Below are 6492 nucleotides of genomic sequence, written 5' to 3' on the forward strand. Positions count from 1 at the left end.
CGGTGTGTCTGATCAGTAGTTTTCAACTGACACACCGCCATCGCGAGCAAGCCCGCTCCCACAGTTGACTGTATTGTGCTGGGGAAATAGGGTCGGCTTTGAAAACTTTAGCCACGACCCTTACCTTAATCAAGGACACGATATGGCGTTGATAACAGAACGCGTGGCGCTGGCCCGCGAAGGTGCCAACGATAAGGTTATCTGCCGCATGGCCTCAGGCTGGGCGGTGATGGGAGACGTGCAGTTTTTGCCCGGTTACTGCTTGCTACTGCCCGACCCGGTGGTCGCAAGCCTGAACGACCTGGATACCGCTGCACGTAGCCTTTACCTGCTCGACATGGCGCGCATCGGCGATGCGGTGCTGCAAGCCACCGGCGCGCTGCGCATGAACTACGAGATTCTGGGCAATTCGGAACCGGAGTTGCACTGCCATATCTTCCCGCGCTACGCCTGCGAGCCGGATGACAAACGCAAGATGCCAGCGTGGTTTTACGACTGGAAAATCGCAACGCCTTACACTGAACAACAGCACGGCGACCTGCGCACTAAGATCGCCCAGCTGTTGAGCGTTGCGCTCGACGGATAAGCCGCCCACTTCAAGCAAGGATTAGCGCCATGCGCGAGCGAAAGGCTGCACGATTACTGGTCATAAACCCCGCAGGCGAAGTGCTGTTGTTCAGGTTCGTGCACACAACCGGCGCGCTGGCCGGCGACGATTACTGGGCCACGCCCGGTGGTGGCCTTGAAGAGGGTGAAACCTTCCAGGCTGCGGCCCTGCGTGAACTGCGCGAAGAAACCGGCATAGTGCTCAGCGCCGTTCAAGCGCCTGTCGCGGATCGCAGGGTTTCGCTGATGCTGCCCAGCGGTGAAACGGTGTTGGCGGTTGAGCAGTACTTTGTTGTTCATGTGCAAAACCAGACGCTGTCCCGAGCCGAATGGACGGAGCAAGAGGTTCAAGTGATGGCCGATCATCACTGGTGGTCTGCTCAGGCGCTGCGTTCGACTAACGCAACGGTATGGCCGCAAGCGCTGGTCGACATGCTGGTGAGCGCGAACGTGTTTGAACCCGCGGCTTAGCTACCGGCCAGGATGTGGGCTGTATCAATCACTCTGGCGTAGTCCATCGCCAGGTTACTCAGCGACAGGGCGTGCACATCCTCCGCCGGCCAGACACGCCCCGACAGATCGGTTTGATCAAACGTATAACAAGCATCCGCCGCCACTATTACATCAAAACCGAGGTTGCCGCCTGAGCGCGCCGTGGCCTCAACCGAGTTGTTGGTGATCACCCCAACGATCACCAACTGCTTGATCGAGCGCGCGTGCAGCCAACGCTCCAGGCCCGTGGCCGTGAATGCGTCCGGAACGTTTTTTTCCAGCACATGCTCGTGTTTCAGGGGCTGTAACTGCGTCTGAAACTCGCAGCCAGGTTGGCCAGGCCAGAACACCGAATCGGGCGAGCGCGACATATGCCGCACATGGATAACCGGGCGCTTGGCGTGCCGCCACGCGCTCAAAAGAGCCTGTATCTGCGACTCCGCGTTGGGGTTGTTGCGTCGCCCGAGTTTTCGGTGGTGCATGCCCTGTTGCATGTCGATGATCACCAATGCTGCGTTCGTATCCAGCGGCTGCATAGCGCCTCCCTTTGCTGACGAAGCCGCAAACATAGCAGTGGCGCGCGAGCATTTCACCTTGGATGCGAGAGCGACTCGATTGAAGCCTGTTAAGCCTGGCAGTGGCCGGGTTACGCCTGTCAACAGCGGCACCGGTCGGCGGTTCCTCTGGAAAACCCTGAAACTTCCCGCTGAAAAACCTCATAATGACGGCCATTTTTGTTTAGCTCGTTATTCTGGTGTGCCCGCATGGAAATTAAGGTCAACTTTCTCGACAACCTTCGGCTTGAAGCCAAGTTCGATGACTTCACGGTAATTGCCGACCAACCGATTCGCTACAAGGGCGATGGTTCGGCACCGGGGCCATTCGATTACTTCCTGGCTTCGTCGGCGTTGTGCGCGGCGTACTTTGTGAAGTTGTACTGCGCGACGCGCGATATTCCCACCGAGAATATTCGCCTGTCGCAGAACAATATTGTCGACCCGGAAAACCGTTACAACCAGATCTTCAAGATTCAGGTCGAGTTGCCGGCGGATATTTCCGACAAGGACCGCCAAGGCATCCTGCGTTCCATCGACCGTTGCACCGTGAAAAAAGTGGTGCAGGCCGGGCCTGAGTTTGTGATTGAGCAAGTCGACAACCTCGATGCCGATGCCCAGGCGTTGTTGATGCCAAGCGCCAGCACTGAGGCGGGCACCTACATTGCGGGCAAGGACCTGCCGCTGGAGCAGACCATCGCCAACATGTCCGGCATCCTCGCCGGCTTGGGCATGAAGATTGAAATCGCCTCGTGGCGCAATATCGTGCCCAACGTGTGGTCGCTGCATATTCGTGATGCGCACTCGCCGATGTGTTTTACCAACGGCAAGGGCGCGACCAAGGAAGGCGCGCTGGCGTCGGCCTTGGGCGAGTTTATCGAGCGGCTTAACTGCAACTTCTTCTACAACGATCAGTTCTGGGGTGAAGAACTGGCCAATGCTCCCTTCGTGCACTACCCGGATGAGCGCTGGTTTCAGCCGGGCCGCAACGATGCGCTGCCGACGGAAATCCTCGACGCCTATTGCCTGAAAATCTACAACCGCGACGGCGAGCTGCGTGGCTCGCACCTGTACGACACCAACTCCGGCAATGAAGCGCGTGGCATTGTGTCGCTGCCGTTTGTGCGCCAGTCCGACGGCGAGGTGGTGTACTTTCCTTCAAACCTGATCGAAAACCTTTACCTCAGCAACGGCATGAGCGCCGGTAACACCCTGGCCGAAGCGCAAGTGCAGTGCCTGTCGGAGATTTTCGAGCGGGCGGTTAAACGCGAGATCATCGAAGGCGAATTTGCGCTGCCGGACGTTCCCGCCGAGGTGCTGGCCAAGTACCCGGGCATTCTGGCCGGCATTCAAGGCCTGGAAGCCCAAGGGTTCCCGGTGCTGGTCAAGGATGCGTCGTTGGGGGGTGAATTCCCGGTGATGTGCGTGACCTTGATGAACCCGCGCACCGGCGGCGTATTTGCCTCGTTCGGCGCGCACCCAAGCCTGGAAGTCGCGCTGGAACGCAGCCTGACTGAGCTGCTGCAGGGCCGCAGCTTTGAAGGCTTGAACGATTTGCCGCAACCGACCTTTGAAGGCCACGCGGTGACGGAGCCGAATAACTTTGTCGAACACTTTATCGATTCCAGCGGCGTGGTGTCGTGGCGCTTCTTCAGCGCCCAGTCGGAGTACGAATTCGTCGAGTGGGACTTCTCCGGCGAGGGTGAAGACTCCAACGCCCAAGAAGCCGCGACGCTGTTTGGTATTCTCGAAGGCATGGGCAAAGAGTCCTACATGGCGGTGTACGAACACCTCGGCGCAACCGCCTGCCGAATTCTGGTGCCGGATTATTCGGAAATCTATCCGGTGGACGACCTGATCTGGGATAACACCAACAAGGCCTTGTTCTTCCGCGCCGACATTCTCAACCTGCACAGCCTCAGCGACGACGACCTTAAAGCCTTGGCTGAGCGCTTGGTAGAAAGCGAGCTGGACGACTACACCGACATCACCACCTTGATCGGCATCGAGTTCGACGACAACACCGCGTGGGGTCAACTGACCATCCTGGAGTTGAAGCTACTCATCTACCTCGCGTTGCAGCAGTACGAAGAAGCCAAGGAATGTGTGGAAATGTTCCTGCAGTACAACGACAACACCGCCGAGCGCGGCCTGTTTTACCAAGCGGTGAACGCGGTGTTGGAGATGCAGTTGGACGAGGACCTGGATTTGGCCGATTACGAGGCCAACTTCCGCCGGATGTTTGGTGATGAGCGCATGAATGCGGTGATTGGTTCGGTCAACGGCAGCGTGCGGTTTTACGGGCTGACGCCGACCAGCACCCAGCTGGAAGGGTTGGACCGGCATTTGCGCTTGATCGAGAGTTATAAAAAGCTGCACGCGGCACGTGCCAATGTGAAGACTGGCTGACAGGCTTGGTGTGGCAAGCGGGCTTGCTACCTAAAGCCCGCTCGCCACAGTAGCCTCAGCGAAGGTAGGTTAAATCTTCGCCAGCGCCTGGGCCAGATCGGCCCTCAGGTCTTCCACATCTTCAACCCCCACCGACAACCGCACCAATCCATCGCCAATGCCTAACTGCGCGCGGGTCGCCGCCGGGATGCTCGCATGGGTCATGATCGCCGGGTGTTCGATCAGGCTTTCTACACCGCCAAGGCTTTCGGCAAGGGCAAAAACCTTCACGTTTTCCAAAAAGCGCGTAGCGCCCGCGAGGTCGCTGTTCAAATCCACCGAAATCATCCCGCCGAACCCATGCATCTGCCGACGTGCGAGTTCGTGCTGAGGGTGCGATGCCAAGCCAGGGTAGTAAACGCGCGACACTTGCGGCTGTTGTTCCAGCCAGGTGGCCAAATCCAGCGCATTGCTGCAATGGCGCTCCATGCGCAGCGCCAGGGTTTTCACGCCGCGCAGGGTCAGGAAAGCATCGAACGGGCCGGCGATGGCACCCACCGAGTTTTGCAGAAAGCCCAGCCGCTCGGCCAATTCCGGGTTGTGGCCGACGATGGCGATGCCGCCGATCACATCGGAATGGCCATTGAGGTATTTGGTGGTGGAGTGCACCACGATGTCGAAGCCAAGTTCCAGCGGGCGCTGAATCCATGGGCTGGCGAAAGTGTTGTCGGCCACGCAAATGATGCCTCGGTCGCGGCAGATGCGTGCAATGGCGCTGAGGTCGGTCAAGCTCAGCAGCGGGTTGCTCGGGGTTTCGACCCAGACCATGCGCGTATCGGCCTGCAATGACGCTTCAAACGCCGACACGTCGCTGAGGTCGACAAAGCTGAAACGGTGCCCGGCACTGCGTTGGCGCACCTTGTCGAACAGGCGGAAGGTGCCGCCGTACAGGTCGTTGCCGGAGACGATGTGCGCGCCGGCGTCGAGCAATTCCAGCACCGTGGAAATCGCCGCCAACCCGGAGGCGAAGGCAAACGCCTGGCTGCCACCTTCAAGGTCGGCGACGCAGCGCTCCAGGGCAAAACGCGTTGGGTTATGCGAGCGGCCATAGTCGAAGCCCTTGTGCACGCCGGGGCTTTCTTGCAGGTAGGTGGAGTTGGCGTAGATCGGCGGCATCAAGGCGCCCGTGGTCGGGTCGGGTGACTGCCCGGCGTGAATCACGCGGGTGGCAAACGCACTTTTATCGGGCTGACTCATGCAAGGGATCTCCGTAGGTGGTTGAGCAGGTCGACACGCGTGATCAGGCCATGAAAGCCCGACGCGTCGGCGATGATCGCGACCAGGCCGCGATCCAGTTCTGCCTGCAATTGGCCGAGGCTGGCGCTGGGGGCCAGGGTGTGCACGGTGTCGGTCATGGCACTCGCGACGGTCATGGAAAAGTGTTCGGCGTCGGTGTGTAACCCCAGCAAAATGTCGGATTCGTCGATCACGCCGACTAGTGTCTGGCCATCCACCAACACCGGCAGTTGCGAAACATCGGCCAGGCGCATGCGCTGGAAGGCCATGAGCAAGGTGTCATCGGGGCTCACGCTGATCACGCGGCCGTCTTCGAAGCGGCGGGCGATCAAGTCGCGCAGGTCGCCGTAATGCTTGTAGTGCAGCAGGCCCGCGTCGTTCATCCACTGGTCGTTGTAAACCTTTGACAGGTAGCGTGTGCCGGTGTCGCAGACGAAGGTGACCACGCGTTTCGGCTCGGTTTGCTCGCGGCAATAGCGCAGGGCGGCGGCGAGCAGGGTGCCGGTGGACGAGCCACCCAGAATGCCTTCGGCCTTGAGCAGTTGGCGGGCGTGGTCGAAGCTTTCTTCATCGCTGATGGAATAGGCGTGGCGCACGCTGGAGAGGTCGGCAATCGAGGGGATAAAGTCCTCGCCGATACCTTCCACGGCCCACGAGCCCGGCGTTCCAATTTTGCCGCTGCGGCTGTATTCAGCCATCACCGAACCCACCGGGTCGGCCAATACCATGGCCAACGCCGGCTGTACCTGCTTGAAAAAGCGCGTCAGGCCGGTGAGCGTGCCCGCAGAACCGACGCCCACCACTATCGCGTCCAGGTCATGCTGGGTTTGCGCCCATATTTCCGGCGCGGTGCTGGTTTCATGCGCCAGCGGGTTGGCCGGGTTGTTGAATTGGTCGGCGAAAAACGAGCCTGGAATATCCTTGGCCAGCCGCGCCGCCACGTCCTGGTAATACTCGGGGTGGCCCTTGCCGACGTCGGAGCGGGTGATGTGCACTTCGGCGCCCATGGCCTTGAGGTGCAGCACCTTTTCGGTGGACATTTTGTCGGGCACCACCAGCACCACGCGGTAGCCTTTGGCCCGGCCAACCAGCGCCAGGCCCAGGCCGGTATTGCCGGCGGTGGCTTCGATGATGGTGCCGCCGGGGCGCAGGCGGC

Annotated in this window: 6 protein-coding genes; 3 read left to right on the forward strand and 3 right to left on the reverse strand. The window is 60.0% G+C overall.

Annotation, left to right across the window (positions count from 1 at the left end; genetic code table 11):
• The first annotated feature begins 142 nt into the window (after positions 1–142).
• Together F0169_RS22455 and F0169_RS22460 are read left to right on the forward strand one after the other, a co-directional pair.
• Positions 143–586: an HIT family protein gene (locus tag F0169_RS22455; protein ID WP_152747649.1), complete on the forward strand. Its 444-nt coding sequence runs from the start codon at positions 143–145 to the stop codon at positions 584–586.
• A 29-nt stretch (positions 587–615) separates the two neighbouring features.
• Positions 616–1077 (forward strand): NUDIX hydrolase, encoded by a 462-nt coding sequence (locus F0169_RS22460; RefSeq protein ID WP_152747650.1) that lies wholly within the window; start codon positions 616–618, stop codon positions 1075–1077.
• Here F0169_RS22460 and F0169_RS22465 read toward each other — a convergent pair.
• A complete protein-coding gene (locus F0169_RS22465; protein ID WP_152747651.1) occupies positions 1074–1634 on the reverse strand; it encodes a cysteine hydrolase family protein in 561 nt (186 codons plus the stop codon). The genes F0169_RS22460 and F0169_RS22465 overlap by 4 nt on opposite strands.
• Positions 1635–1862: 228 nt before the next feature.
• On the opposite strand from F0169_RS22465, the gene F0169_RS22470 reads away from it, so the two are divergent.
• Positions 1863–4061: an OsmC domain/YcaO domain-containing protein gene (locus tag F0169_RS22470; RefSeq protein WP_152747652.1), complete on the forward strand. Its 2199-nt coding sequence runs from the start codon at positions 1863–1865 to the stop codon at positions 4059–4061.
• Between the two features lie 69 nt (positions 4062–4130).
• On the opposite strand, the gene F0169_RS22475 is transcribed toward F0169_RS22470, so the two are convergent.
• A complete protein-coding gene (locus F0169_RS22475; RefSeq protein WP_122250567.1) occupies positions 4131–5297 on the reverse strand; it encodes a cystathionine gamma-synthase in 1167 nt (388 codons plus the stop codon).
• Positions 5294–6492: pyridoxal-phosphate dependent enzyme (locus F0169_RS22480; protein WP_152747653.1), on the reverse strand; the 1199-nt coding region annotated here is incomplete at its 5' end. The genes F0169_RS22480 and F0169_RS22475, both read right to left, overlap by 4 nt.

Source organism: Pseudomonas kitaguniensis (assembly GCF_009296165.1).
Taxonomy (GTDB): domain Bacteria; phylum Pseudomonadota; class Gammaproteobacteria; order Pseudomonadales; family Pseudomonadaceae; genus Aquipseudomonas; species Aquipseudomonas kitaguniensis.

Bases quoted from the DNA above. Each gene is read 5' to 3' on its own strand.
- F0169_RS22470 (WP_152747652.1), top strand. From the start codon at position 1,863: ATGGAAATTAAGGTCAACTTTCTCGACAACCTTCGGCTTGAAGCCAAG.
- F0169_RS22475 (WP_122250567.1), bottom strand. From the start codon at position 5,297: ATGAGTCAGCCCGATAAAAGTGCGTTTGCCACCCGCGTGATTCACGCC.
- F0169_RS22465 (WP_152747651.1), bottom strand. From the start codon at position 1,634: ATGCAGCCGCTGGATACGAACGCAGCATTGGTGATCATCGACATGCAA.
- F0169_RS22460 (WP_152747650.1), top strand. From the start codon at position 616: ATGCGCGAGCGAAAGGCTGCACGATTACTGGTCATAAACCCCGCAGGC.
- F0169_RS22455 (WP_152747649.1), top strand. From the start codon at position 143: ATGGCGTTGATAACAGAACGCGTGGCGCTGGCCCGCGAAGGTGCCAAC.